Origin of the sequence: Clostridium sp. AM34-9AC (genome assembly GCF_003480225.1) — a bacterium.
Classification (GTDB): domain Bacteria; phylum Bacillota; class Clostridia; order Lachnospirales; family Lachnospiraceae; genus Acetatifactor; species Acetatifactor acetigignens.
Map to the genome: position 1 here is coordinate 354 of NZ_QUIU01000010.1, position 25974 is coordinate 26327.

The window sequence follows — 25974 nt, forward strand, 5'->3', positions numbered from 1 at the left end:
AGCTCCCTCACAGGAAGGAGCTTTGTCTACAGTCTGAGCCTGAGGCTTCTTTAGAAGCACTCAGGCTTTATCATTCTGAAAACTAGATCTGGAACTGATGCATCAGCTGTAACATAGTATGTACCTGCGCGGACTGTTCTTCGCTGACAGCGGCGGTCTCCTGAGAAGATGCGGAGTTGTTGTCCACGATTCCGGCCACATGAGCGATGTTTTCATCGATCTGCTGGACGCTGGACACTTCAGCCTGAAGGGCCTGTGCCATATCAACCATACGCTTGGTAGAAGCCTCGGCTTCTTCCATTACCTGATCCATGCTGGCTTCGGTTTCTTCTGCAATGGCGATTCCCTTGTTGACAGCATCGATGGTGCTCCCGATCAGCTTTGTGGTCTCTCCGGCAGCCTCAGTGGACTGTTCCGCCAGATTCTTGACCTGCTCGGCTACGACAGCAAATCCGCGGCCTGCTTCTCCGGCACGGGCAGCCTCGATGGAGGCATTCAGTGACAGGAGGTTGGTCTGGGAAGCGATATCCTCAATGACCTGAATGATAGAACGAATCTCCTCGGAACATTTACTGATCTCACCGATTGCGACTTTCAGTTCCTGCATCTTGGCATTGCCATCAGCAACCGTCTGTGCGGACTGCTTGGAGATATCTGCGGTCTCCTGTGCAACTCTGGCTTTTTCTTCAATACTCTTTGCCATAGCGTCGATCATCTGGGATGCTTCGGAAATCTTGGAGGCCTGTGCGGTACAACCTTCTGCCAGATCGGTAGCTGCCTGTGCCAGCTGCTCGGAACCACCATCGATCTCCTGTGCGCTGACCTGAATGGTGGACAGTGTCTTCTTCATATCGGCAATGATCTTCACCATGGAATCCTTGATCTGTACAAAGTCACCGACATATTCTTCCGTAGGCTCTACACGGTAATTGCCCTGACCCATCTGACCTAAGATCTCGGAAATCTCGGTGATCATCTTGGTAAAGTTGTCGTTCATGAAATGAACGGCCTGCACCATGATGCCGACTTCACTGTCATCCTCCGGCAGATCCAGACGGCTGTCAAAATGTCCCTGCGCAAGTACTTTCATCTGCTCGGATACTTTTACAATGGGAATCAGCAGTTCCTGTTTTGCAAAGGTCAGTGTGGTGACAATCTTGCGGGCAATGGTCAGGAAGCAGAGAATGAAAATCACCATGGTAGTGATCATTATCAGATTCAGAGTATTTTGCTTCTGAGCCATACGTGCCTGGATATCATTGATACAATTATCTGTGGTTGCAGTGATCTCCTGTACGGTAGATTCATATTCCTCACCAAATACATAAGAAATAGCTGCTTGTGTATCTCCGGAACCGGCCTTATCCATGGCTTCTTCTTCCAGAGGAACCAGACCGTTGGACATTTCAGCAATATGGTTTAACAGTGCCCATTCATTGTCGGTCAGACCGTCTTTCTGAAGACCTTCCCAGGCAATGTCACGATTTTTGTCCTCGTTTAATTCCTTCATATAATTGTCATAGTAGGTCTGGTCTCCGGTGACTGCGTAAGACTGTACGGCAGCGGTCAGCGTCTTGGAACCCAGACGATACTGGTTCAGATACATGGTAGCTTCCAGCTGCTGGGAATTGATCCGGCTCAGATACATGTTGGATCCGATGAACAGGATCAGCATAACGATGCTGATGATCAGTATCCGATAGGTTGATCTTGTGTTTTGCTGCAGCATGGCAGACTGACTGGTTACTTTGCTTTGCTTTTTCATTTGAAATATAACCTCTTTTCTGTAATACATGGTGAACTGATGTGTTACGAAAAATTTTTTCCTACAGTATACTACAATTATCGGAATTATACAAATCTCGCACCTTTAAAAATACGGCAAAAACGCGTAAAATTATTTATACGAACCATCAGTGACGACTTGCACCCTATACAGGAAGATGGTACTATAAAAAGTAAGAGGCATGATTCGGAAAAGAGAAGATAACGATAAATAAACAGACTGTAGACAAAGCTCCCTCACAGGAAGGAGCTTTGTCTACAGTCTGAAGAATTGTGTCACCACAATTCCTTTTCCTCGCAACAAACATTTTACAACAAACATTCAGACCGCGCCATTCGTAAAGTCGCGTTATCACGCTCTCCGTCGCTTTGTGTGCAAGCACCCAATCGCCGGTTCTGTCATTCTATGGCTGAACTATTATTACAAGCTCTTTACAAAACGGTCGAACGCCTTCTGACCTTCCTCAGTTCTCTTGTAGACACCGGCATCTTCCAATACCTGCATGAATACCAGACCGATCTCCTTCTCTACGATACCGTCGATGTTCTCTACAGTGATGGCATCGTATTTCGGGCGGAACTCGTCTACCCAGTCTGCATGCTTTGCCAGTTCTTCATCGGCTCTTAAGTCCTTACCGGCGAGGATTGCTTCCTTCAGATGCGCCATCTCACCCTTCAGGCGGGCGGGCAGTACGGCCAGACCCATAACCTCGATCAGACCGATGTTCTCCTTCTTGATATGATGCAGCTTTGCATGCGGATGATATACACCCAGAGGATGTTCCTCAGTAGTGATATTGTTACGCAGCACCAGATCCAGTTCGAACTTGTCTCCGCGCTTTCTGGCAATGGGAGTGATGGTGTTATGAGGCTCGTTATCGGTATAGGCATAGATGAAAGCCTCTTCATCCGTATATTCTCTCCATTTATTCAGGATCACATCTGCCAGTGCAATAATGCGGTCGGTATCCATACCGCTGAGGCGGATCACAGACATAGGCCATGCCACGATACCGGCATCCACATCTTCATAACCTGCTACAGAGAAGTTTTTCTCTACAGGCGCCTTGGCCATGGCGAACTCATAATGACCACCCTGGAAATGATCGTGACTTAAAATAGAACCGCCTACGATGGGCAGATCCGCATTGGAACCTACAAAATAATGAGGGAACTGCTTTACAAAATCAAACAGCTTGCAGAAGGTCGCATGCTCAATCCTCATAGGTACATGCTGAGAATTAAATACGATGCAATGCTCATTGTAATATACATACGGAGAATACTGGAATCCCCACTGGCTGCCATTGATGGTCACCGGAATGATGCGGTGGTTCTGGCGGGCGGGATGATTCACACGGCCTGCATAACCTTCATTTTCACGGCACAGCAGGCATTTCGGATAACCGGCCTGTTTTGCCAGCTTCGCTGCAGCAATAGCCTTGGGATCCTTCTCAGGCTTGGACAGGTTGATGGTAATGTCCAGATCGCCGTATTTGGTGGGTGCTACCCATTTCATATCCTTGCAGATACGATAACGACGGATATAGTCGGAATCTCTGCTTAATTTGTAATAATAGTCGGTAGCTGCCTCGGGAGATACCTGATCGTACAGTTCGTGGAAATGACGGATTACTTCACTGGGTCTGGGCATCAGCATGCTCATGATCTTTGTATCGAAAAGGTCACGATACACCACACTGTTCTCCTTGAGAATGCCTTTTTCGTAAGCATAATCCAGCATACCCTTCAGAACCTCTTCCAGTTCATCCTCACGCATGGTCACATTGTCGCGCTCTTCCAGTTCATCCAGTTCAAACAGCTCCAACAGACGGTTGGTCGTGTAGATCACATCTTCCTCCGGAACCAGTCCTGTCTGTACTCCGTAGGATACCAATTTACGAATTAATACCTGAATATCCATTTTTTCTCCATTCTGCAATACCGGATTTCTCCGGCATCGCACTCTCTATTCTCGTCGGATCTTAATTTCTTACAGGGTCTGGGGGCCGTCACCGATCTCTACTACATAGAAATCAGCTGCATAACCGATCTTCTCCTTATATGCCTTGCCTACCTGATCGATAAAGGTGTCAATAGCCTCATCCTTTACAATGCTTACGGTACATCCGCCGAAACCGGCACCTGTCATACGGGAACCAATAACACCGTCTACCTTCCATGCTTCTTCTACCAGAGTATCCAGCTCGATACCTGTTACCTCATAATCATCCCGCAAAGATACATGGGAAGCATTCATCAGCTCACCAAACAGCTTCACATCGTTGTTCTTCAGAGCTTCTACCGCACGAACGGTTCTCTGATTCTCATATACAGCGTGCTTTGCGCGCTTTCTGCGGACATCGCTCTTGATAATAGCTTTGAACTTCTCGAAAGTCTCCTCGTCCAGATCACCCAGAGTCTTGATCTTCACTACCTGCTGCAGTTCTGCCAGTGCAGTCTCGCACTCGCTGCGACGCTCATTGTACTTGGAATCTCCCAGGCCTCTCTTTTTATTGCTGCATGCGATCACGATCTTCGCATTTTCCAGATGGATCGGTGCGTACTCATATTCCAGAGTTGCGGTGTCCAGAAAAATAGCATTATCCTTTTTGCCCATGGCAATGGCAAACTGATCCATGATACCGCAGTTTACCTTGTTGTATTTGTTCTCGGAGAACTGTCCGATCAGTGCAAGATCCTGATTGGTCACATCAAATCCGAAGAAATCTCTCAGAATGTAGCCGGTCAGCACTTCTACAGAAGCGGAAGAGGAAAGTCCGGAACCGTTGGGGATATTACCGTTCAGCAGCAGATCCATACCGGAAGTCACTTTCATGCCCTTCTCACCGAAAGCCCAGATCACTCCCTTGGGATAATTGGTCCAGCCTGCTTCCTTGCTGGGTACCAGATCCTCCAGAGAAGATTCGATCACTCCCAGATGTCCGAAATTCATGGAATAGAAACGCAGCTTATTGTCGTTTCTCTTTCTTGCCACACCATAGGTACCGATGGTCAGTGCGCAGGGGAAAACGTGTCCGCCGTTATAGTCGGTATGTTCACCGATCAGATTCACACGTCCCGGTGCAAAATAAGCCTTGGTGCCCTCTGCATCTCCAAATACTTCTGCGAAAGTTTTCAGAATCGTCTCTTTCATTTCCATTTTCTGCTCCTATCTGCTTACTGTGTAAGCCTCTTACATTTATGTTTTCTTTCGTTACGCTCCGGCGGAATGCCAGACTGCGAATTCTCTTGCTCTATGTTTTCATCATAATAAAAAAAAACGGTTTTTTCTATTTATTTATGTTTTCAAAACCTGTCATTATGTTAAAAGCTACGAGCCATGCAAATCCAAAAAGAAAAACACGCCCTGGGAGCTTGCTCACGAGGACGTGCTTTTCTTTTTGGATTTATACGGCGACAGCCGTACATGAAGCAGGCACTTCAGTGTCTGCGAATGGGTATGGCCTAATTCTTATTTCTCATCTTTATTTCCAAACAGCTTCTCTGCTGCTCCGGCCGCGCCCATAATACCATTTACGGCAGGGTTCTTCAGTGCACCGGCTACCATGTTCACCTGAGTAGCGGCATCCGTCGCTGCCAGCAGGCTGTTACGATACTCTTCGTTGACTTCATGTGTGGAAGCATACTCAATATAGCTTGCCAGCATATCGAAATCTTTGTTGCTGTCATATACAATGGCTACTACCACATACAGAACCACACAGGCAATGCCCAATACAACAAACACAACATTTTTCAGTATGCCGCCCAAAGCTACAAATACCAGAGTACCGATCACACTCAGGGTTACCAGCAATTCAGATACAGCGGCATCTTTTACGGATTTTACCAGAAAAGTCTTGCCATCCTGTAACAGCAGAGATACGCCGTCATAATAAGCCTCCTTGGTCATCTCGCCATATTTTGCAAACAGATAACCCTCTAACAACAGATTGATTCTTCTGTAAGCTTTCTTGATCATACTCTGTGCAATACCGGATACAGACTTCAGTCCGGGGATCTTCTCCAGCATGGCTGCCGCGGTGAAAATACCCTGGCACAGATGATATAAAATATGAGAGAACTCTCTGGTCTGGCTCTTAAGTGCAGACAGGCTTCCACCTTGCTTCTTTACCAGTTCAATACCGGCATTTACCACATCCTCGGGCATCTCTTCACCCATCAGAGCTTTTGCTGTCATAACACGTTTTGCATACTCGGTATACCCGTCTACCCAGCTGAGGATCACTAATCCTGCAAAAAATGCTACCACTCCCAGCAGGGTCAATACGTTGATCTGTGTCATCAGTCCGATGGCTGCCACAATGACACCTGCTGCCATCACGCCGTAATAAATTCCCAGTCGCTGGTTGAATTTCTTTTGTACTGCCTTTGCTTTCTCTCTGTTATTCATTTTCTTGTCCCTCCATAAGTTGTGGTCTTATTCTATGACCACATACTACTTTAGTATAACTTTACTGTCATAATTTGTCAATATTCAGCATATTTTTGTACAATGTTAAAATTATGTTATACTTTGTTTAACCGATAATCAACACTTAAAAAGCCATTCCTATATCCAAAATGATATAGAAATGGCTCTTCCAAAATTCCTAAATTTAATTTGCTGAATAGACTCCTGTTATTCCGCGCTCTGTTTTCGATACTGTACCGGAGTCATGTCATATGCCTTTTTGAACAGGCGGTTAAAGTGCTCCACATTCTCGTAACCAACGTTGGCTGCAATGGTCTCCACCGTCTGATTGGTCTCCTTTAAGAGCATTCTTGCTTTTTTCATGCGCTCTTCCCGAACGACCTCCTGGAAGGTCATGCCGGCCTTTTCCTTAATGTACTTGGACAGGTAAGGCTTGGAGAGATGGAAAGTATCTACCAGCATATCCAATGTCACATCCACATAGTTCTTCTGGATGAAACTGATGATCTCCACGATCCGCTCTTCTCTGCCGGAGGTAATATGCTGTTCTGCTGCCAGCTTATTCACCGCGGACACCAGTGCGGCGATAGAACTCTTGATAATATCTTCATCTACGCCGACGCCCCAGTAGAATTTACCGTCGTGGACGATACCAACATAGGTGGCAGCCTTGGAATTGGAGCCTCTGGAAATTGCATGCTCTTCATATACAGACAACTCGTAGGTAATACCAAAGTATGTCTTGATGGCATTGCTGACTGCATCCAGACGTCCGTTACCCATAGTAGTAATGGCTCTGGAAGCTCCGCCCTGCTCGATAGTCACCTCTGCCTGAATGCCGTTCTCCTGTTTGAAGTGGCACTCCGGAATGTTGAAGATGCTGCGGGGATAAATATAATTTTCCTCGAAGATCGCATAGATCTCCTTAGGAAGTAATTCCTGATGACGTCTGTCGGAAATACCTTTCACAAGGTAACCAACCTCTTCCTTCATGGCTGCGGGCAGCGAGAAGCCAAACTGCTGCTTCAATACGAACGCTACGCCACCTTTACCGGATACACTGTTGATACGGATAACATCGGATTCGTACTCTCTTCCCACATCCGCAGGATCGATGGGCAGATAAGGGATATCCCAACGCTTGCCTGTCTTGCCTTCCTTCTGCCATGCCATACCTTTGCTGATGGCATCCTGATGGGAACCGGAAAATGCGGTAAATACCAGATCTCCTGCATAGGGCACTCTTTCATGTACCTTCATGCCGGTGAAGTTCTCATAAGCTTCGCGGATCTCCATAATATGAGAGAAATCCAGTCCACTGTCCACGCCGTGGCACATCATGTTCAGTGCAACAGTTACCAGATCCACGTTACCGGTACGTTCACCGTTGCCGAACAAAGTACCTTCCACACGGTCTGCTCCGGCCAGTACGCCGAACTCCGCATCACTGATACCACAGCCCCTGTCATTGTGAGGATGTACGCTGAGTACTACATTGTCACGATATTTCAAATGCTTGTGCATATATTCTACCTGACAGGCAAATACATGGGGCATTGCCACCTGTACGGTGGTGGGCAGATTGATGATGGCCTTGCGGTCAGCGGTAGGCTTCCATACATCCAGTACTGCATTGCAGACTTCCAGTGCATAATCCACCTCGGTCTGAGAAAAGCTCTCAGGGCTGTACTCAAAGGTGAAGTTGCCTTCGGTCTCGTCTGCCAGATTCTTTAACATCCGGGCACCGTCTACTGCCAGCTTCTTGATGGCTTCCTTGTCCTTCTTAAATACCTGTTCTCTCTGCTCTACGGAAGTAGAATTATACAGATGGATCACTGCGTGGGGCGCTCCCTTGACTGCTTCGAAGGTCTTGCGGATGATATGCTCTCTCGCCTGCGTCAATACCTGAATAGTCACATCCTCCGGGATCATGTCGCGCTCAATTAATGCACGGATAAAATTGTACTCCGTATCGGAGGAAGCGGGAAAACCAACCTCGATCTCCTTGAAACCGATCTTTACCAACATCTTGAAGAATTCCAGCTTATCTTCCAGACTCATGGGATCGATCAATGCCTGGTTGCCGTCTCTTAAGTCAACGCTGCACCAGATAGGGGACTTGGTAATACTGTCCTTTTTTACCCAGTCGTAGGTCACCTCGGGGGGCATAAAATAAGTTTTCTGATATTTTGCTGCAATGTCTGCGCTGTTCATGGGAATCCTCCTGCCATATGATTACTTTTTATTTTCAAAACCTGTTGTTTTTACTATTTTCACTTATCTGATTGCATTATCTTAACACTCATAATTTCTGTAAGCAAGATATATTCTTATCTTGTTAATTGATGTATTTTAATGTGACATTTTTGTCATATATCTATAAATTCAAGAAAAAGGTCATTTTATTCGGTGATTATTCCGTTTTATTATTTGATTAAAATTTTCAATTGTATATATCATTTTTTGTTATATTTAAAATCATACTTTTAATTTTATAACGTTGTATAATTGATTAATTTTATTACTGTGTTTAAGATGTTTTTCATAGAAAAACAGATGTCCGTGTGAGACATCTGTTTACAATCTATTCCCTATTTATATCCTAAACGATTTCTTCGTACTGCATACTCTCGAAATCGTAACGCCTATTCGCATTCCGGGCTGTCAAATAATTTCCACTCTTTCAAAATACCGGATCAGGATATCCGCACAATTTTCGATTCCCAGTTTGGTGGTATCGAGGATCATATGATAATTGTTCACATCGCCCCACACCTTACCGGTATTCTCATAATAATAGACGGCGCGTTCTGCATCATTTTTCTCAAGCATTTCCTTCGCCTCATCGTGGGAAAGACTTTCCTTCTTCATGATACGTTCGATACGATCTTCCTTATCTGCGCACACATACACGTTAAATACATTCGGCTGATCCTTCAGGATCTCAGATGCGCAGCGTCCCAGAATAATACAGGGATGTTCCGCCAACCCCTTAATAACCTCCGCTTCCGTAGCATAACTGTCACCATTCAGCTCATGCTCTATGTACGCCTTATCATACACCGGCACCCCCAGCTTCTCAGACAACTCCTGTGCGATCAGACTGGCTCCTGTTCCGAATCTTCGGCTGATAGTAATTACAAGGTTCATCGTAAGCACCTCCTTTGTAAGGTACTCTCATTTTATGATAAAGGCGCGGACTTTGCAAGAGGGATGTCTACAAAAGCTTCTGCTCGATCTGATACAGTTTCTCACCTGTCACCCGCATGCTGTGTTCCTCCGCCAGTGCCCTGCCTGCCCGGATTCTGCGTCTTACTTTTTCCAGCGGTTCTTCATACAAGATGTCTCGGACTGCCTGCTCGTAGGAATCCAGATTGCTGGCTTTGCGCACCTGCTCGCCGTCGGTAAGCCATCCTTCATACACCGGAATGTCTCTCACGATCACAGGAATCTCACAGGATAATGCCTCCAATACCACGATTCCTTCCGTCTCTTCATAACTGAAAAAAGCAAATGCATCCGCACCACAGTACGCATCCCGCAGGATCCCGGACGGTTGGAAACCGGCAAAGATCACATTTTCCGGCTTCTCTGCCACAGCCTTTTTGATCTCTGCCGGAATCAATGCATTGTTCCCGCCCCCAAACCATAGAAAAATAATGTCTGGCATCCTTTTTGCCATTTCCAGAAAATCCTCGATTCCTTTTCTGTGAATCAGATGCCCGGCGGATATCACGACCTTTTTATCCACAGGAAGATGAAAAAATTTCCGGAATCGTCCACCTGCCTGCTCTGTTTTGTGGAAAAATTCAGTGTCCACACCATTGGTCAGTGCGTAAATCTCCCGATGCAGATCATATTTCATTAACAATTCCCGGGAGTATTCCGTTGGTGTGATAACCACATCTCCCTGTCTATAACAATGGCGGATCCATTTTTTGAATAAAGGAGCCGCCAGATTGGAACCGGTAAAAGAATTCTTAAAATCTTCCATAGTGGAATGCCCATAATAGACGACCTTTTTCCCCTGCCGTCTTGCCCGCCGTGCCACCAGCGGCGAATCAGGCAATACGGTATTGATCTGTACGATATCCGCCTCTTTCCAGACGTTCGTCACGGTCACTTTTGCTGCTCGCAGCATCTTCTCCTGATGGCGGATGGCGCTGCCGATGCCGCTTTTTGCCACCAGTGAAAGTCCGCCTTTATATATATAAATTTTCATAAGTATACTCTCCTATAATAGGTGGAAAATCACCTGAAACAGTGTCGTCAGTCCCAGACTATACAGCGCAATGGAGAAAGGCTTTCCTAAAAAGATGACTGTCACAAACTGTTTCCATGTCATATTCGTCGTTCCGGCGAGATAACAGAGAAAATCATCCGGTGCCACCGGCAGAAAGATTGCCAGTGTAAATAATTTCAAAAATCTCCCCTTTAGCTCCGTCCATGTCAGGTATTTTTCAATCATTTTCCCGGGAAACATCTTGTACAGCACCGGTCTTCCCAGACTTCTTGCTATTCCAAAAGCAATACAGGAACCCACACCGATTCCTATATAATTATAGAAAAATCCCGGCACCGCTCCAAAGAGCAGCACTCCTGCCAGACAGCTGATGCCACCCGGTATGATGGGAAACACCACCTGAACGATCTGGATCAGCACGAAGATCAGTGCACCGATCATTCCGAAACGGTTCACAAACTGCTGCATGGTCTCCACCGATTGGAAAATGCCGCTCTGATAGCTCCAGACTGCCAGTATTCCACAGAGGATCAGACTAACCCAGGATGCAATATTGACGACTCTTTGCCAAGCGTTTTTCTCTTTCGACCTGTTTTTCTTCGATCTGTCGCTGGTATAGTTGTTCCATGCTTCCCGCAAATCTTTTTTGGGAAAATATTTCTGCGGACTGTTTTGCATAACTGCACATTCCTCTGCGTTCATCGTCTTCTTTCTCCTTCCAGTTCTTCAGGTCTTTCAAGAATTCCTCTTCGGTCCGGTACTGCCAGCCGTTTTTTCCCTCTTCCACAACCGCCCGCAGGCATTGATCCCTTCTGCATAATAACGGTAATCCTGCTGCCAGTGCTTCCGCATAGGTAAGCCCCTGGGTCTCACTGGTGGAAGCGCTAACGAACAGATCTCCTGCCGGATAATAAGATGCTACTTCAGCGGGTGATACCATTCCGGTAAAAATAACGCTTTCCGTCACACCCAGTTCTGCTGCCTTTTTCCGTAAAGTCTCCAAATAAGGACCGCTGCCTACAATCATCAGTATTGTGCCGCTCTCCTGAATTTTCTGCTGGTACTCCAGCAATTCTTCCACATTCTTCTCTTTTGCCAGACGACCTACATATAAAAGCACTGTGGTCTTCCGGTCCATTTTATATTTTCTTCGGATTCTCTCCCGGGAATCCGTCCGGGTCTGCGCGTCATATTTACTCAGATCAATCCCCGATGGGATCACTGATACCGGACAATGAATGCCATAGTCTTTTAGTAATGTCTCTATTTTTGTGCTGGGAGCGATCATACTGTCCACCTTCTCGGAGATCTGTCGCGTCAGGAACTGTACCATATTCCTGCCCCATTTCTTGTAAGGGGAAAAATAGTGGGTATAATCTTCGTATACAGTATGGTAAGTATGCACCAGAGGGGTCTTACATTCCTCTGCGATCTTTTTTGCCATGAAAAAGGTAGAAAATTCACACTGGGAATGCACAATATCCGGATTCCACTCTATAATCCCGCGATACAGTTCGCGTCCCGGGGACACCCGAAGTCTTGCTCCCGGATAAATATATCCGGCATTCACGGAACCCATATAGATCACACCCTCTTCTTCGTAGGAACGAGCTGTACGGGACAGAGTCAGGATCTTCACTTCATGTCCTCTTTGCTGTAATTCCTCCCGCAGATTGCATACCGAAGTAACAACTCCGTTGATGGCCGGCTTGTACCAGTCTGTTGTGATCAATACTTTCATCTTTTTTCTCCCTTCCGTTTATTTTCTCTGAATTGATCTCAGCATAACAGACACAGGTAAATTCCATCCGAATAAAATCAAAAGTTTTCCTAAAGTTTCTGTGAGTTTTTTCCAAAATGTGCACTAAAAAACAGCATTCTCCGGAAATTTCCGGAAAACGCCGTTTTTAATCGTCTTTCTATAAAATTATTATCTTTCTTCTCTGAAGTACGCCAGTCCCAGACTTGCAGGGGGCTGATTCTCTCTCTTGCTCCGCATGCTGGTGATGACCAGTACCAGTAATGTTACGACATAAGGAATCATCTTGTACAGCTCCTGATACTCCATATGTTCGATACCGGTGGGCAGATACAGATACAGGATATACAGTCCGCCGAAAAGGAAGGATGCGAATACGCTGATATTCGGTCTCCAGATGGTGAAGATGACCAGTGCGATGGCAAGCCAGCCTCTGTCACCAAAGGCATCGTTGGACCAGACACCGCAGGCATAGTCCATTACATAATACAAACCTCCCAGACCTGCGATCATACATCCCACACAGGTAGCAATGTATTTGTACCGGGATACGTTGATGCCAGCCGCATCTGCGGTATTGGGACCTTCACCGACCGCTCTCAAATGCAGACCGGTTCTGGTATGACTCAGAATATAAGATGCCGCAAACGCTATGATCACTGCCAGATACGCCAGGAATCCATAGGATAAAAACAACTTGCCGAACCATCCCAGCTTCACCGCAAAAGGAAGGGATTTGCTGAAATAGCTGCTGGTAGCAGACAGTGCAATGGAAGGTACATCACTGTTTACCAGCTTGATCAGGGATCCGCCGAAGAAGTTACCGAAGCCAACACCGAAGGTGGTCATTGCCAGACCGGTCACGTTCTGGTTCGCCCGCAGGGTGACAGTCAGGAAGCAGTACAGCAATCCCATCAACAGGGATCCTAACAGGCAGCAGAGCATCGGAATCGCAATGGCAAGAAACCCATTCATGTTCGCCGCGTCTCCTGCGGATCTCTCATAGAAGAAAGATCCGATGACACCACAGATACCTCCCACATACATGACGCCGGGGATTCCCAGATTCAGATTACCGGACTTCTCCGTGATGATCTCACCGGTACTCCCGTATAACAGAGGAATTCCCTGTACGATTGCTCTCGGAATAAATGCAAGTAAAAATGACCACATGATTACTGTTCCTCCTTTTCTGCTTTTTTACGGAACTGCAGTCTGTAAGTAATGAAGAACTCACAGCCGATGATAAAGAACAGGATAATACCTGTCAGAATATCGGAGTAAGAATGATTCAGTCCAAAATTGGTAGAGATCTCACTGGCTCCGCGATCCATGAATATGATCAGGAAGCTGGAGAATACCATGGTCAGAGGATTGAACTTGGACATCCAGGATACCAGTACAGCGGTAAATCCCTGTCCACCTGCAATCGTGGTAGTCACAGTATGATTGATGCCTCCTACCAGAAGCAGGCCTACCAGTCCGCACAGTGCACCGGACAGAAGCATGGTACGGATAATTACCTTTTCCACCTTAATACCCACATATTTTGCAGTATTTTCGCTCTCACCCACAACAGAGATCTCATATCCCTGCTTACTGTAGTTCAAATATACATACATAAATATCGTGATCACTACTGCCACTACAATACTTAACAGATATTTGGAGCCGAAGATCTGCGGTAGCCAGCCCACATTGGTGTTCTGGTTGATGATACCGATCTTACCGGATCCCTTGGGAACCTCCCATACTATCGTATAAAATGCCACCAACTGAGTAGCTATGTAGTTCATCATCAGCGTAGACAGCGTCTCATTGGTATTCCATTTCGCCTTGAAAAATGCGGGAATGAAGCCCCAGATGGCTCCTGCTGCCAGACTTGCCACGATCATGCACAGGATCACAACTGCGTTCGGAAGCTTATCTCCCAGACAGATCATACAGGCTGCTGCTGCCAGCCCGCCGATCAGCACCTGTCCCTCACCGCCGATATTCCAGAATTTCATCTTAAATGCCGGAGTCAATGCCAATGCGATCAAAAGCAGGATCGCTATATTCTGAAAAGTGACCCAGGTCTTGCGAACGGATCCGAAAGCACCCAGAACGATGGACTGATATACCTGTAAAGGATTGATTCCCGTGGTGATCGTCGTAATGATACCGCACAGGATCAGTGCCAGCAGGATTGCCAAAAATCGAATACCCAGAGATTTATACCAGGGAAGCGCATCTCTTTTTACGATATGAAACAAAGGCTCTTTATTCTTTTCCTTCATGTTCTTTGCCTCCTACTCTGGTCATCAGCATACCGACCTCATTTTTGTCTGTCTTTCTCGCATCCAGAATACCGCTCACTTCTCCGCCGCACAATACCATGATACGGTCGGACAGCTCCATCAGCACATCCAGATCCTCACCTACGAAAATCACGGCAACGCCCTTTTTCTTCTGTTCATTGATCAGGTCATATATAGTATACGAAGAATTAATATCCAGTCCACGTACCACATAAGCCGTCAACAGTACGGTAGGTGCAGACGCAATCTCTCTTCCAACGAGAACCTTCTGTACATTACCACCGGACAATCTGCGTACCGGAGTGGTGATACCCGGGGTTACAACCTCCAGATTTTCTACCACATCAGTTGCAAGCTGTTTGGAAGGCTTTCGGTTCGTAAACGGTGTATGTCCCTGTCGGAAGGAACGTAACATCATATTATCGGTCAGATCCATATTGCCTACCAGGCCCATGCCAAGACGATCCTCCGGTACAAAAGAAAGCGATACACCCATCTCTGCGATCTTCAACGGATCCTTGCCGATCAGCATTTCCTTACTTCCATCATCTTCCACATAGCTGATTGTGCCGGCTTCTGTTACCTGCAGACCTGCAATGGCTTCCAAAAGCTCCTTCTGTCCACAGCCGGAGATACCGGCGATTCCCAGGATCTCACCACTATTGGCGGTAAAGGAGACGTCCTTCAGCTTAACGATACCTTCTTCGTTACGTACGGTCAGTCCCTGTACTTCGATACGGGGCTTCGGATTCACAGGTTCCGGTCTGACAATATTCAAAGTAACCGCATGTCCCACCATCATATTGGTCATTTCCGTAACGGTGGTATCCTTTGTCAGCATGCTTCCAATATACTGACCGTTACGAAGCACAGCCACCCTGTCGGACAGAGATTCCACTTCATGCATTTTATGGGTAATAATGACAATAGCCTTGCCGTCATCTCTCATTTTCCGGAGAACGTTAAAGAGCTTCTCTGTCTCCTGCGGTGTCAGTACAGCGGTAGGCTCATCCAGGATCAGGATATCCGCACCACGATACAGCACCTTTACAATCTCCACGGTCTGCTTCTGGGATACCGTCATATCATAGATTTTCTGCTTCGGATCTACTTCAAAACCGTATTTGTCACAGATCTCCTCTATTTTACGGGATGCCTCCTTGATATTAAGCCTGCCTTCCAGACCCAGGATGATATTCTCGGTAGCGGAAAGTACATCGATCAGCTTAAAATGCTGATGCACCATACCGATTCCCAGCCGTAACGCATCCTTGGGGGATTTGATGACCTCTTCCTTACCGTTAATAAAGATCTGTCCCTCATCCGGGAAATAAATACCGGAGAGCATATTCATCAGTGTCGTCTTACCGCTGCCGTTTTCCCCAAGCAGTGATAATATCTCACCCTTATAGATATCCAGATTTACCTTATCATTGGCAATCACGGATCCAAAAGTCTTGGTAATGTTTTTCATCGAAACCGCAGCTACTTTTGTCTCTTTTTCCATCCTAGTCACCTTTCCAATTTATCCATGACCTGCAATTTTCAGGTCTTTTAATACCTGGCATAAGCACACTGGCCGCCCCTTTTCTACCTCATCCATCCGCAAAAGCAAAAGATCCATAAGGTAGAAAAAGGGCGGCGCGGCAATAAACGCTGCGCCGTCCGGGCTATTTCAATAAGTCAATTAATACTGCTCATCCAACAGGTTGATTCCATCAATTCTTACATTGAAGTAAGGAGCGGAACGGAATGCAACATCGGACTCATGGAAGTATCCGTCACTTACTACCTCATGATCGGGAGTATAATCAGGATCGGTATCGATATCAGCCTCATAGCTGTCCAGTGTCTTGCCGTCTACAGTGAAGGTAGTGATATCATATACGTGAGTCTTGCCTGCGATCAGATCAGCCTTTGCAGCTTCTACTGCTTCTGCAGTACCCTCTGCTACAGCAGTACCAAGGTCACTCAGTTCTACAGAACCGGTCTCCAGAGTACCGCACCAGTCGGTATCAATAGGAGTTCCGTCTGCTACACATTTGATAGCATACTCGAAATAAGGCTCCCAGTTAACTCTGGAAGATACCAGGAAAGTATTGGGGCAGGCTGCCTCAGTGCTTCCGTTGTAAGATACGTTGGGAACGCCTGCGGTCTCACATGCGGTAGGAGCACCCATGGAGTCTGCATGCTGGCTGATCAGTACACATCCGCCCTCGATCAACTTGTTAGCTGCTTCCTTCTCAGCGGTCTCATCGTACCAGGAACCGGTAAAGGTTACATCCATGGTAGCGCTGGGGCATACGGAACGAGCGCCCAGGAAGAAGGATGTATAACCGGACATAACTTCTGCATAAGTATAAGCACCTACATAACCCATCTTAGCCTGATCCTCAGTAATATCACCGTTAGCGATCATCTCATTCAGCTTCATGCCTGCAACGATACCTGCAAGGTAACGACCATCATAAATGGAAGCAAATGCATTGTGGAAATTGTCCAGGCCCTCAGTATGAGCCTTGGTTCCGGTTGCATGGCTGAACTGAACATTTGGATATTCCTTAGCAGCCTCAATGATGTAGTCCTCATGTCCAAAACTGTCTGCGAAAATGAAATTACAACCTGCATCAGCAAGCTCACAAGCTGCTTCATAAGCTTCCTGTCCTTCAGGAATGTTGGTCTTGGTCATGTACTCAATACCAAGCTTCTCACAAGCTGCTTTTGCTGCATTCAGGAAGTTCAGATCATAAGTAGAGTTCTCATCATGCAGGAAAATGAAACCTGCCTTTACACCGGTAACAGCTTCACTGTCGGTTGCTGCTTCGGTAGTACCTGCTGCTTCGCTAGTACCTGCTGCCTCGGTGGTAGCTGCAACGGTTGCTGCATCTGTGCCGGTGGTAGCTGCATCATTGGATCCGCATCCTGCCAGAGCAGTAACTGCGAGAGCCATAGCTGCGAGTAAACTTACGACTTTCTTTTTCATAATTCTCCTCTTTCTGCGCTGCTGCTTCGTCACAGATCCATGGTGGCAGCGCGGACACAGATCTGCGAATAAACTGCTGAGCCTTAACATAAAAAGGGTAGTATGATCTTTCATACAACCCCTTTATTGTATTCTCTCAACATTAGTCAGTATAAGCATTTGTCCGACTTCTTGTCAAGAGAAGTATTAAATTTGATAACTATTAAGATCGGAATGTGATCTCTCCGGTCTTGTCATCCATGCTTTCCACAATAGCGAGCGACTCTACACGGATACCCTTGGAACGGATCAGGTCGCCGCCCTTCTGGAATCCCTTCTCAACGGCAATGCCGACACCCTCTACAGAAGCTCCCGCTTTATTGACAATGTCAATCAGACCCTCCAGTGCGCATCCGTTGGCCAGAAAATCATCAATGATCAGAATATGATCTTCGGGATGCAGGAATTTTTTGGAAACGATCACGTCATATACTCTCTTGTGCGTAAAGGATTCGATCTTGGTGGAATATACTTCACCGTCAATATTTACGGACTGGGACTTTTTTGCAAATACCACAGGCACATGAAAATGCTGGGCTGCCACACAGGCGATACCAATACCGGAAGCCTCCACAGTCAGAATCTTCGTAATCTTACGGTCTGCAAAAAGATGCGCCCACTCTTTTCCCATTTCATTGAACAGATCAATGTCCATCTGATGATTCAGAAAAGAATCTACTTTTAATACATTCCCTGCTTTTACCGTACCGTCTTTGCGAATGCGCTCTTCGAGTAATTTCATTGTATGTCTCCTCTTTTGTTTCTTCTTAATATATTTTAATGATGTCGGGGTCAAAAGCCCCCGACTTTGATACCTACGAATTGCTTCGTGCTACGCACTACCACAATTCTACACAATATTCGCATATCGTGGAATTATCATCCCTCTTTTATGCTCTTATGTCTCTTATTATACGCAGGATATTGCTCCTTTTTCAATAGAAGAACTATATTTCTTGCTATTTTGACAACATTTTGCTATGTTAACCATGAGAATACTGAAATCACGAGGTGCCTTATGCCTATCAGAGGATATATCATAGAAAAATATAATACTATGACTAACGCTTATACCTGCAACCGTCTGGTACAGGAAGCTTCTGCCCTGGATATGGATCTGCAGATTGTAGGGATCCATGATACTGCGGTCTCTCCGCATGGTGTTATAAATCATGGTAAAATACTGAAACCCGTGGATTTTGTCATCAACCGCTATAAATGGGGACGGGAAAAGGATGCTATAAATGCACTTGCCACCCGAAGCTATAATCCATTAACTGCTTATAATATCTATATTAATAAATTTGAACAGGTACGAAGGCTTCATTCCAAAGCCTTTTTGATCCCGAAATATCTTCTGGGAACTTCACGGTTGCCTTTTTCTTCTATTGTAGAACAACTGGGCCTTCCCTTTGTCGGTAAAGGACTGGAAAGCTCCATGGGAGAAGAAATCGTCTGCATCCGGGATAAAGCTTCTTATGAGGAACTCTCTCTTAACTACCCTTCCTCCAAGGAATGGCTCTTCGAAGAATTTATCTCAGAAAGCTACGGCAGAGATCTGCGCTTTTACAGCATCCGCGGAGAAGCCGTTGCCTGTATGCAGCGCACATCCCAGGGGGATTTCCGTGCAAATGTAGCTCTGGGCGCTTCGGTAGAGCCTTACCCTGTCACTTCCGGCATCCGTACCATAGCCGCAGATATTTACGAACAGACCGGACTGGATTTTCTGGGAATTGATCTGCTCTTTGGCAGAGAAAAACCTTATTTTTGCGAAATCAATGTCATGCCGGGACTGGAAGGTATTGAAAAGGCTTCCGGCATAAATGTTGCGGGAAAAATTATTGAGACGATACAATCTGACTTTACATCAAAGACTTAGTGTAAAAAATAGTTTTTTCATGCGCAAATATGTGCCTGCACAGTGTACGAAAATACATGATACTAAAGTATCTGGAAAATTGCAGGCTACAAAAAGGTATTTATATGAATAACACTTCCGAAACATCACTGCAATTTCATAAAATCACTACGCGTAAGGAGGCGGAAGACTTTGTCTATGCCTCTTATCTGCGAGCTGCCTCACATCAGGATTATGCTGCAAAGGACGCCAGAAAACGACACCCGGAACTGACCAGATCCCTGCTTTGGCAAAAATCCGTTACTCCCTGCATCGTTGTCACCGGAAGCAAGGGAAAAGGCTCCGTTTCCAACATGATCTCCCGAATCCTGCAGACAAGATTCTCTGTGGGACTGATGACCAGCCCTCATATCACGGACTTTCGCGAACGCTTCCGTGTCAATGATACGATGATCAGTGAATCTGACTTCTGCCGTCTGATGACAGAGATCCAGCCAGAGATTCTGAATATTGCCTCTGATCTGCCGGAATCAGTATGTATCAGTCCCATGGGAATCCAGGCCGATCTGGCACTGGCTTATTTTTCGGAAAAACATACGGATTTCAATGTACTGGAATGCGGTAAAGGTGCAAAATACGATGATGTGAATAATGTACGTCATGATTATGCCGTGATCAACCGGATTTTTCTGGAGCATACGAGGGAACTCGGTGATACGCTGACTGCCATTGCGGAAGATAAATCCCACGTTATCACCGGAGAGCAGAAGTGTGTCTATTTTGCGGAGCAGGAACCGGAAGTTCTGGAAGTTCTGCAGCGCCGTGCCGAAACTCTGCATATTCCCTATAAGATCTACGGTCGGGATTTTCATGCGGAAAACATCCGTTATACCTGCTTCGGAATGCAGTTTGATGTTGAAATCGGAGACAACATTTATGCGGATTTACAAATTCCGTTGCTGGGAGAACATCAGGCGAAAAACTGTGCTCTGGCACTTGCTGTGTGTGTGGATGTGCTGTCTGATCTGCGCAGGGAATCCGCAGTTTTTTCTTTGCCAGACATCCGGAAAAATCTGTCTCTGCTGCACTGGCCGGGACGCATGGAAGTCCTGCGTTCCAAGCTGTTTGTTCTGCTGGATGCCTGTATCAATGCCACCAGCTGTGAGAATGTAAAGGAAGTCCTGCGACATCTGGGGGTTTGGAATTGCACTGTTATTGTGGGAATTCCGGAGGATAAGGATTATGCCGGTGTGGTCAGATCCATGAAAGGTATGGCAAACCGGATTATCCTCACCAGATCCGGGAATCCGCATTATCATTTTTCCCAAAAACAGCAGGAGTCATTGGCAGAAGAAGATATTGGCACAATATGGACAGATTCCGTGAAACAGGCACTGACTCTGGCGGATTCTTTTTCGGATCCCATTGTAATCTTGGGAACGACTTCGGTAATTTCCGAAGTAGAGCAGATTTTTCAGCAATCTTAACTTGCCCTCACCGGATACAGGTGCTACAATGAGGGCAAATAGAAGAGTAGCAAAACATTACGCAGAAAGGAGAAGTCCCATGACAGGTATTTACGGAATCAATTATTCTAATAATTATAGTCTGACCGGCAATTACGGATACGGTTATTCTACCAGTGCGGTATCTTCCGCACAGCCCGAAGAGAAGGGTATGGTGGTAAATCCCGGAAAATCCGATGTAGAAAAGCCCGGCAGAAAGTCTTCTCCCGCAGAATGCGAAACCTGCAAGAACCGGAAATATCAGGATGATTCCAACGAAATGGTCTCCTTCAAATCTGCATCTCATATTTCACCACAGGCTTCCTCCTCCAGAGTTCGTGCCCACGAACAGGAGCATGTAACGAACGCTTACAACAAGGCCGCACAGAACAACGGCAAGGTTCTCTCCGCCACAGTGTCCCTGCGGACCGCGGTATGTCCCGAATGCGGCACCGTCTACACCGCCGGCGGCACCACCACGACCAAGATCAGTTACCGTGACGAGAGCAATCCTTACCAGCAGAACAAAAAATCTGCCGATGCCGCCATGCTGATTGGACGGAATCTGGATCTGAGTGCGTAAATGAAACATAATTTTTGACACGCGAAAGCCCCCACCTTTTATGATATGTGAGGGCTTTTTTATTTTCATTTTAATACGCCACATACCAGTCCCGGCAGGGCAGGAGAGCGAATCCATCGAATTTTTCCGCATCTGTATAGTAAATGATATATATCTTATTTCTGTCAATATGCTCCCAGTCGATTCCCATAGTGAAGCGGATTCCCTTGCCTAGGAAAGACTCCGGCTTGGGAGGTGCATCGCTTAAGTTCCTGTTGGCAAGGTATTCTGCAGCGTCAATCTCTCCGTAGAGCAAAACACTGGGATATTTGATGGCATCTTCGATCTCGATCTCACGACCGCTTTCCGCCGCAATCTCCATGGCTTTCTGTACGGCTTTCTGTACGGCTTCCTCGCTGCCTTCCTGAAAATAGGCACTGACCAGCTCTTTATAAGAAGTAAAATATGCCTTTTCAAACTGTACATTTTCCCCCAGCAGAAGTGCTGCCAAAAGAATGCTTACTGCAATTTTTCCATAGAAATTCACTTTTTTCCCCAGAAAATCTGTCAAAGAAGACACGCACAATGCTCCGCACAGAACAAGAGGAATATAGATGCAGTTGATCTGGGTCATTCCCACGGTAACCAGTAATCCCAGCAGCAATGCGCCGGTCAGTTGAAAGAATATCATCCATAATAATGTTGTCTGTCTCTTCTGTAAGGCTAGGATCAGGCGGATCACCAGCAAAAAAACTCCCAGAAAGATCAGTACTCTGGCTGTGATTCCGAAAAATCCAAACGGCATGATCACATCGTAGGGACGACCGATATCCTGCCGGTACAGAAGATACAGCAGGTTTTTCAAATTGTATAAAATATCACGGAAAGAGGATGCTATTTCATTCACTCTGAAATCCGTCATTACATAGACCGAAAAGGGTCCTATGGAAAACTCCGGAAGGATTCCTCTGTTCACCAGTAAAAATGCCAACAACGGAAGTGCCAGTAATCCAATGATCACCACATGGATCACGAAATATTTGTCGATCTTCAAAGTCTTTGTAAGAAATCCGTATCCCCATTCTAACAACAGAAGGAGTGGAACAATAGGCCAGATGGTCGCATAACAATACAGGCTCAAACCGTAGGAAAGTGCCGACAGAATAAGTAATCTCGGTTTTTTCAGGCCATAAACAAAAAAGGTCAGTCCAAAAAGCAGGAACCCGGGTGCCAGATTGGACTCCAGCCCCCATCTTGACATCATAATATGCCAGGGACATACACTGAGAAGAAGCATGGCCCACAGTCCGGCCGCTTCATCCACCATCTCTTTCATCAGAAAATAAACCGCCACCAGAGATAAAATTGCTACAATGGCCTGCGGTAGTCTTACTACCAGTGGAGTGATCTTACCTCCGGTGAACACCATAAAAGGAAGCATGAGATACGAGTTCAGTGCATTCTGCCCGCCTCCCCAGGACTCGAAATACACAGGATAGGAGTGTCCTGTGGAATCGATCCCACTGTGAAACAGTGAATATGCATTGAACGCTCCATAAGCCTCGTCCATCTGGTAACCGCCCGGAACCTTCCCCAGCTGCACCAACCGCAATATAGAACCAAATACTAATATGAGACAAAACAATATGGTGTATTTATGTTGTTCTATTGTTTTCTTTAATGTCATAGGTCTTTTATATCCTTTTTGCTTTCCAACATTTATTTTCATTTTATCATATTTATGATTGGATTGTCTCTGTAAAACTGAAAATTGATTTCGATGACATTTTGGCCCGCAGATTATCATATTCGGTTTACGTAAACTGAAACATAAAGTCTTCTGGAAACCTACCCATATTTCGTTTTCCTTGTCTATTCAGATTTTTAACATCATTTCCATATATCTTCGGTATGTTTTGAATCCTACTGCTTCATAAAAGGCAAGTGCATCTTCATTAAACTCCCACATATTAAGTTCCATACGATTTATTCCCTGCTCCTTTGTATAAGCTTTTATAAATGCTATCATTTCCGATGCAATTCCCTGCCTTCGGTTTTTTTTATCCACACAGAATTCATCAATATCCATAAAATCACGTTCCTGCATAAAAGGAGTTTCCGGTTTATGAATATGATGAAGTACAGCAAAACCACAGATCATTCCTTCCGATTCCGCCACAATAATTTTCTGCTCGGGATCTTTCCAGATGGTATATACATGATCTTGTAATTCCTTATTAAAACCGGCCTTGAAAACCTCGGATTTTCCTTCAACATGCAGGTCATTTACCTGTTTTCTTAATTCATTTACCCGTATTAATTCATTTTCTTTTGCAAATCGTATGACCATTTTTATAGACACCTCTTTTTCTTTATTTTATACTATATACAAGTATATAGTGTGTAAATTATACTTTCAATTACATATATGCAGTAGATATTTATACTTTTTACAATTAAGAATTGCATATAATGTATTTTAATATTTCATTTTCAAAAGGAGATTTATATGCCTCAGAATGATAGACATAAGGAAAGAGAAATACCCATTGAATTTGATTTTTATAATACATTAGAATCATTGCCAGTAGATAACAGATGCACTATCATTATGATTTCCTGTGGAAGCACAACTGTCAAAATCAATGAACATATTCAGACAGTTACGGCTCCTGCCGTACTTTGTATCTCACAATACGATAATTTTCAATGTCTGGAACGCACACATTTAAGTGCCAAGGTATTTCATTTTGATCCATGGTATATAAAAGCCTGTTTAAACTTTGAAAATCTTGATGACTCAGTTCCCATTGACAAACAATATGTTTATGATAGAAACATGCTTTATATGTTCACAAAGCATCATGGATATTTTCAGGGGATTTTTAACTTAACACCACAGCAATATATTCGCTTGAATGAACTTATGCTTATGATTGGTGCTGAAACATACGCACAAAGTGATGATTACTGGACTTGCCGTATCAGAAGAATGCTTCGTCAGGCACTTAATTGTATTTATGATATATATGTGGATCAATGCAAATTAAATTTCTACGAATTATCTGAGAATTCGAATCCAGTTACCATCTGCACTGATTACATTCATGCCAATTACCGGAACAATATCTCATTGAATTTTCTATGCGAGCTTGTTCACTTAAATCGAACCACACTTAACCAGCGTTTCAAACAACAGCTTAACTGTACCTGCATTGAATATCTGCTTCATTATCGTCTTAAAATATCACAGGAACTATTATCTAATACCAATCTTAAGATCGATGATATTGCCAATCAATGTGGTTTTAAGTATGGTTCCTACTTCAACCGGCAATTTACAAAATACCTTGGGATTTCACCATCGGAATTTCGGAAAAATCCCACAGGATATAGTATGTTTGAGGGCGATAAAGTTAAAAAATTATAGCTGTAAGTTATATCTGTTTATCTGGCAATAAAAGTAATCTATCTATTACTGGATGAATCATTTGAACAGAATCCACTTTATTTATTGCACATAACTTTTTACCAGCATCTTTGCTTGACGCACCACAATGATATACTGCCTCCGTAGGTAATTCATAATCAAGAACAATCCATCTATCATGACAATCTGGATTGGGTTTGATTCTAAGTGTTGGATATTGATTTATAAAATCATTGACCACAGCACTTGTGAGAAAACCTTTTTTCCCATGACCATTCTCTGTAAAAAGAATTACCTCAACACCGGATTGTTTTTGCGACAGAAGTTGTAATGTCTTGGTATTCATATAATCATCCACCACATAAATAGATTTTGCTGCCTGTTGATAAATATCTATGTAAGCTGCATCTGCTTCAAACTTCTGTCCCTTATAGATTACAAAATTTTTGAAATCTTTCTCTGTTATAAAATTCTCATTCATAACATCAATGCTCTTTCGAATCTCTTCCATTGATTTTTCTGTTTGTTTCTGCCGATCTACTACACCTGCCATCTGAACAGATAATTCCGATACTTTTGCCGTAACCAGATTCATTTCCGATTGTGTGACAAACTGCCTGTTCTGTCTGATATAATGGCGCATTTCTTTGAATGCACGCATGATAAAAATACTTTGCTGTTCTGCTAATTCTCCTTTCAGTACTGTAGCTAACATATAAATTCCCTGCTCTGTGAAAACATATGGTAGTTTTCTTCGACCACCTTCTTGTCCTTCAAACAAAGACGTAATCCGTGAAGTCGCAAATTGCGACTTCACGAAATCAATTTCTTCTCTTGTTAGCTGAAACATAAAATCTTCCGGAAATCTCTTAATGTTTCTTTTTACCTGTTCATTTAATCGTTTTACCTCATAGCCATATATTTTTGCTAAATCAGAATCCAGCATAACTTGCTGTCCACGAATTATGTAAATACTATTTATGATATTATCTACTGTATTTAATTCTAATACTTCTCCCATAAACCGTCCTTTCGTGAAGTCGCAATTTGTGACTTCACAACTACATGTTTT

General features: G+C 44.8%; 21 protein-coding genes. 4 read left to right on the forward strand and 17 right to left on the reverse strand.

Annotated elements, in window-relative coordinates; genetic code table 11:
• Positions 1–82 precede the first annotated feature (82 nt).
• The 14 genes from DW835_RS07415 to DW835_RS07480 all read right to left on the reverse strand — a co-directional run bounded on the left by DW835_RS07415 (position 83) and on the right by DW835_RS07480 (position 18289).
• Positions 83–1765, reverse strand: coding sequence for a methyl-accepting chemotaxis protein (locus DW835_RS07415; protein WP_117465312.1), 1683 nt, complete (start codon positions 1763–1765; stop codon positions 83–85).
• A 441-nt stretch (positions 1766–2206) separates the two neighbouring features.
• Positions 2207–3709, reverse strand: a complete 1503-nt coding sequence (gene galT, locus DW835_RS07420) for a UDP-glucose--hexose-1-phosphate uridylyltransferase (RefSeq protein ID WP_118730938.1) — start codon at positions 3707–3709, stop codon at positions 2207–2209.
• 69 nt (positions 3710–3778) lie between these two features.
• Positions 3779–4948, reverse strand: a complete 1170-nt coding sequence (locus DW835_RS07425) for a galactokinase (protein WP_331682139.1) — start codon at positions 4946–4948, stop codon at positions 3779–3781.
• A 312-nt stretch (positions 4949–5260) separates the two neighbouring features.
• Positions 5261–6202, reverse strand: coding sequence for a hypothetical protein (locus DW835_RS07430; RefSeq protein WP_118730923.1), 942 nt, complete (start codon positions 6200–6202; stop codon positions 5261–5263).
• 228 nt (positions 6203–6430) lie between these two features.
• Positions 6431–8437 carry a 2-isopropylmalate synthase gene (locus tag DW835_RS07435; RefSeq protein ID WP_118730924.1) on the reverse strand — a complete coding sequence of 669 codons (2007 nt, stop codon included), beginning with the start codon at positions 8435–8437 and terminating at the stop codon, positions 6431–6433.
• Positions 8438–8887: 450 nt separating this feature from the next.
• Positions 8888–9373, reverse strand: coding sequence for a cytidylate kinase-like family protein (locus DW835_RS07440; protein WP_118730925.1), 486 nt, complete (start codon positions 9371–9373; stop codon positions 8888–8890).
• A gap of 67 nt (positions 9374–9440) precedes the next feature.
• Positions 9441–10445, reverse strand: coding sequence for a glycosyltransferase family 4 protein (locus tag DW835_RS07445; RefSeq protein ID WP_118730926.1), 1005 nt, complete (start codon positions 10443–10445; stop codon positions 9441–9443).
• 12 nt (positions 10446–10457) lie between these two features.
• Positions 10458–11105: a TVP38/TMEM64 family protein gene (locus DW835_RS07450; protein ID WP_182430277.1), complete on the reverse strand. Its 648-nt coding sequence runs from the start codon at positions 11103–11105 to the stop codon at positions 10458–10460.
• Positions 11002–12207, reverse strand: coding sequence for a glycosyltransferase family 4 protein (locus DW835_RS07455; RefSeq protein WP_118537069.1), 1206 nt, complete (start codon positions 12205–12207; stop codon positions 11002–11004). Before DW835_RS07455 ends, DW835_RS07450 begins: the two co-directional genes overlap by 104 nt.
• 189 nt (positions 12208–12396) lie before the next feature.
• The gene (locus DW835_RS07460) at positions 12397–13398 is read right to left on the reverse strand and encodes an ABC transporter permease (protein ID WP_118537070.1); all 1002 of its coding nucleotides are present in this window, start codon (positions 13396–13398) and stop codon (positions 12397–12399) included.
• A gap of 2 nt (positions 13399–13400) precedes the next feature.
• Entirely contained in the window at positions 13401–14504 is a 1104-nt protein-coding gene (locus DW835_RS07465) for an ABC transporter permease (protein WP_022153631.1), read from the reverse strand.
• Complete coding sequence (locus DW835_RS07470; protein WP_118546983.1) at positions 14488–16032, reverse strand: ABC transporter ATP-binding protein; 1545 nt, start codon at positions 16030–16032, stop codon at positions 14488–14490. Before DW835_RS07470 ends, DW835_RS07465 begins: the two co-directional genes overlap by 17 nt.
• 180 nt (positions 16033–16212) lie before the next feature.
• Positions 16213–17508, reverse strand: a complete 1296-nt coding sequence (locus DW835_RS07475; protein WP_118668363.1) for a BMP family ABC transporter substrate-binding protein — start codon at positions 17506–17508, stop codon at positions 16213–16215.
• A 202-nt stretch (positions 17509–17710) separates the two neighbouring features.
• Positions 17711–18289 (reverse strand): xanthine phosphoribosyltransferase, encoded by a 579-nt coding sequence (locus tag DW835_RS07480; protein ID WP_117465164.1) that lies wholly within the window; start codon positions 18287–18289, stop codon positions 17711–17713.
• A 276-nt stretch (positions 18290–18565) separates the two neighbouring features.
• On the opposite strand from DW835_RS07480, the gene DW835_RS07485 reads away from it, so the two are divergent.
• From DW835_RS07485 to DW835_RS07495, 3 genes are all read left to right on the forward strand, one after another.
• A complete protein-coding gene (locus DW835_RS07485) occupies positions 18566–19426 on the forward strand; it encodes a RimK family alpha-L-glutamate ligase (RefSeq protein WP_172594659.1) in 861 nt (286 codons plus the stop codon).
• Between the two features lie 104 nt (positions 19427–19530).
• Positions 19531–20892 (forward strand): Mur ligase family protein, encoded by a 1362-nt coding sequence (locus DW835_RS07490; RefSeq protein WP_118668364.1) that lies wholly within the window; start codon positions 19531–19533, stop codon positions 20890–20892.
• Between the two features lie 79 nt (positions 20893–20971).
• Positions 20972–21493, forward strand: a complete 522-nt coding sequence (locus DW835_RS07495) for a hypothetical protein (RefSeq protein ID WP_118668365.1) — start codon at positions 20972–20974, stop codon at positions 21491–21493.
• A gap of 70 nt (positions 21494–21563) precedes the next feature.
• Here DW835_RS07495 and DW835_RS07500 read toward each other — a convergent pair whose 3' ends face one another.
• Both DW835_RS07500 and DW835_RS07510 read right to left on the reverse strand, forming a co-directional pair.
• A complete protein-coding gene (locus DW835_RS07500) occupies positions 21564–23159 on the reverse strand; it encodes a glycosyltransferase family 39 protein (RefSeq protein ID WP_182430272.1) in 1596 nt (531 codons plus the stop codon).
• A 189-nt stretch (positions 23160–23348) separates the two neighbouring features.
• The gene (locus DW835_RS07510; protein ID WP_147353712.1) at positions 23349–23834 is read right to left on the reverse strand and encodes a GNAT family N-acetyltransferase; all 486 of its coding nucleotides are present in this window, start codon (positions 23832–23834) and stop codon (positions 23349–23351) included.
• Positions 23835–23981: 147 nt separating this feature from the next.
• Between DW835_RS07510 and DW835_RS07515 the strand changes: the two genes are divergently transcribed.
• The gene (locus DW835_RS07515; protein WP_117465158.1) at positions 23982–24902 is read left to right on the forward strand and encodes an AraC family transcriptional regulator; all 921 of its coding nucleotides are present in this window, start codon (positions 23982–23984) and stop codon (positions 24900–24902) included.
• A 7-nt stretch (positions 24903–24909) separates the two neighbouring features.
• Here DW835_RS07515 and DW835_RS07520 read toward each other — a convergent pair whose 3' ends face one another.
• The gene (locus DW835_RS07520; protein ID WP_117465157.1) at positions 24910–25923 is read right to left on the reverse strand and encodes an ORF6N domain-containing protein; all 1014 of its coding nucleotides are present in this window, start codon (positions 25921–25923) and stop codon (positions 24910–24912) included.
• Positions 25924–25974 lie beyond the last annotated feature (51 nt).

Coding starts and splice junctions, on each gene's coding strand:
- DW835_RS07440 (WP_118730925.1), bottom strand. CDS start 9,373: ATGAACCTTGTAATTACTATCAGCCGAAGATTCGGAACAGGAGCCAGT.
- DW835_RS07435 (WP_118730924.1), bottom strand. CDS start 8,437: ATGAACAGCGCAGACATTGCAGCAAAATATCAGAAAACTTATTTTATG.
- DW835_RS07515 (WP_117465158.1), top strand. CDS start 23,982: ATGCCTCAGAATGATAGACATAAGGAAAGAGAAATACCCATTGAATTT.
- DW835_RS07430 (WP_118730923.1), bottom strand. CDS start 6,202: ATGAATAACAGAGAGAAAGCAAAGGCAGTACAAAAGAAATTCAACCAG.
- DW835_RS07415 (WP_117465312.1), bottom strand. CDS start 1,765: ATGAAAAAGCAAAGCAAAGTAACCAGTCAGTCTGCCATGCTGCAGCAA.
- DW835_RS07445 (WP_118730926.1), bottom strand. CDS start 10,445: ATGAAAATTTATATATATAAAGGCGGACTTTCACTGGTGGCAAAAAGC.
- DW835_RS07425 (WP_331682139.1), bottom strand. CDS start 4,948: ATGGAAATGAAAGAGACGATTCTGAAAACTTTCGCAGAAGTATTTGGA.
- DW835_RS07480 (WP_117465164.1), bottom strand. CDS start 18,289: ATGAAATTACTCGAAGAGCGCATTCGCAAAGACGGTACGGTAAAAGCA.
- DW835_RS07500 (WP_182430272.1), bottom strand. CDS start 23,159: ATGACATTAAAGAAAACAATAGAACAACATAAATACACCATATTGTTT.
- DW835_RS07455 (WP_118537069.1), bottom strand. CDS start 12,207: ATGAAAGTATTGATCACAACAGACTGGTACAAGCCGGCCATCAACGGA.
- DW835_RS07490 (WP_118668364.1), top strand. CDS start 19,531: ATGAATAACACTTCCGAAACATCACTGCAATTTCATAAAATCACTACG.
- DW835_RS07485 (WP_172594659.1), top strand. CDS start 18,566: ATGCCTATCAGAGGATATATCATAGAAAAATATAATACTATGACTAAC.
- galT (WP_118730938.1), bottom strand. CDS start 3,709: ATGGATATTCAGGTATTAATTCGTAAATTGGTATCCTACGGAGTACAG.
- DW835_RS07465 (WP_022153631.1), bottom strand. CDS start 14,504: ATGAAGGAAAAGAATAAAGAGCCTTTGTTTCATATCGTAAAAAGAGAT.
- DW835_RS07495 (WP_118668365.1), top strand. CDS start 20,972: ATGACAGGTATTTACGGAATCAATTATTCTAATAATTATAGTCTGACC.
- DW835_RS07475 (WP_118668363.1), bottom strand. CDS start 17,508: ATGAAAAAGAAAGTCGTAAGTTTACTCGCAGCTATGGCTCTCGCAGTT.
- DW835_RS07460 (WP_118537070.1), bottom strand. CDS start 13,398: ATGTGGTCATTTTTACTTGCATTTATTCCGAGAGCAATCGTACAGGGA.
- DW835_RS07470 (WP_118546983.1), bottom strand. CDS start 16,032: ATGGAAAAAGAGACAAAAGTAGCTGCGGTTTCGATGAAAAACATTACC.
- DW835_RS07520 (WP_117465157.1), bottom strand. CDS start 25,923: ATGGGAGAAGTATTAGAATTAAATACAGTAGATAATATCATAAATAGT.